The organism is Sporosarcina koreensis (genome assembly GCF_001531445.1).
Lineage (GTDB): Bacteria > Bacillota > Bacilli > Bacillales_A > Planococcaceae > Sporosarcina > Sporosarcina koreensis_C.
On record NZ_LQYA01000246.1, the window covers coordinates 1 to 1,349 of the forward strand.

At 46.3% G+C, this 1,349-nt stretch carries 2 protein-coding genes; one reads left to right on the top strand and one right to left on the bottom strand.

Annotated elements, in window-relative coordinates; genetic code table 11:
* Positions 1-142: 142 nt before the first annotated feature.
* A complete protein-coding gene (locus AWV70_RS20875; RefSeq protein WP_060210422.1) occupies positions 143-664 on the bottom strand; it encodes a DUF2529 family protein in 522 nt (173 codons plus the stop codon).
* Positions 665-836: 172 nt separating this feature from the next.
* Here AWV70_RS20875 and AWV70_RS20880 point away from each other — a divergent pair, with 172 nt between their 5' ends.
* A complete protein-coding gene (locus tag AWV70_RS20880; protein ID WP_060210423.1) occupies positions 837-1,205 on the top strand; it encodes a response regulator in 369 nt (122 codons plus the stop codon).
* The last annotated feature ends 144 nt before the right edge of the window (positions 1,206-1,349 follow it).

Below are 1,349 nucleotides of genomic sequence, written 5' to 3' on the forward strand. Positions count from 1 at the left end.
CATAAATCCCGTCAAGCGCTCATAAAATTCAGAATGGCGCTCATAAATCCCGTCAAGCGCTCATAAAATCAGAATGGCGCTCATAAATCCCGTCAAGCGCTCATAAAATAAGATTCCCACGCATAAACGCGCCCCCCCAGACTTAATCCTCTTCATTCACCATTTCGTCATACGCCATCTTGACCGCCTCATACAAAAAGAGCGCGGCCAACAGATGCGGCTGAACAATCCGGCTGCCGAGATCCTCGCCCGGCAAAATCCCTTTCATAACGCCGATTGCCATATACGTATACGCCAAATCCGCCAGATCGTTATCCTCCGTCGCCTTCTCGCTCGCAACGACCGCAAACGGAATGAACTTCTCCGCAAGCATTCTTGCCAATTCAAGCGCCCGCGTGTCTGTTGCCGAACGAGCAAATAGCCAAACCCTGTCCGCAGAATGGATTTCCATTCCTTCTTCATAACGGACTGCGCCCCGGAAAGGCTCCGCAGCAAACAACGCGTTCACTCCAACAGCTTCCATTTCGTCGAATCCGACGAAAATTACGCGACCTTCCCCGATTGTCGCCTGGGCCAACAACCGCGCCGTCTCTTCGACAGTCTCTTCATTATTCGAAGCGGCACGCTGCAGCAGCCCGCCGATTTGCGTCGTCAATATCTTCATCTAAACCACCTCGTTCCCATTATATTTACTCCTAGGAATAAAACCAAGTGTTCCAGTACAGCTCTTGAAATTAAAGCAATGTTGCAATAATAATTTAAAAAAGAAGGAGATTCTACTTCTTTGTCAAATTATATAACTTCAGGGGAGAAATAAATAAAAAGGGGTGAGCCTTTTGAAGAGTTTGCTAATCGTCGACGATCAAGCCGGAATACGACTGTTATTGAATGAAGTATTCACAAAAGAGGGGTTTGAAGCGAGGTTGGCCGCAAACGGTGCGGAAGCTCTCCAATCGGTTACAGAGAAAGAACCCGATTGCGTCTTGCTGGACATGAAAATGCCGGGCATCGATGGAGTGGAAGTGCTGAAAAGGTTAAAGAGAGACTGGCCTCATATCCCTGTCATCATGATGACTGCCTACGGGGAGGTCGAACTGACGGAAGAGGCAATTGAAAATGGGGCAGAGAAATATTTTACGAAACCATTCAATATTTATGAAGTGCGGGACGCGGTAAAAGAAATTTTGCTTCAGCGGGAATACTAAATAACTTAATTTGATAATGCACCGCGCCCACAACCCAGACAGTAGTAAATACTGTCTGTCAGACTGTAGACAAACACCTTGAATTTTGGTGTTGCCTGCAGTCTTTTTCCTTTTAAAATAGAGATAAAGTTAGAAATGTTGATT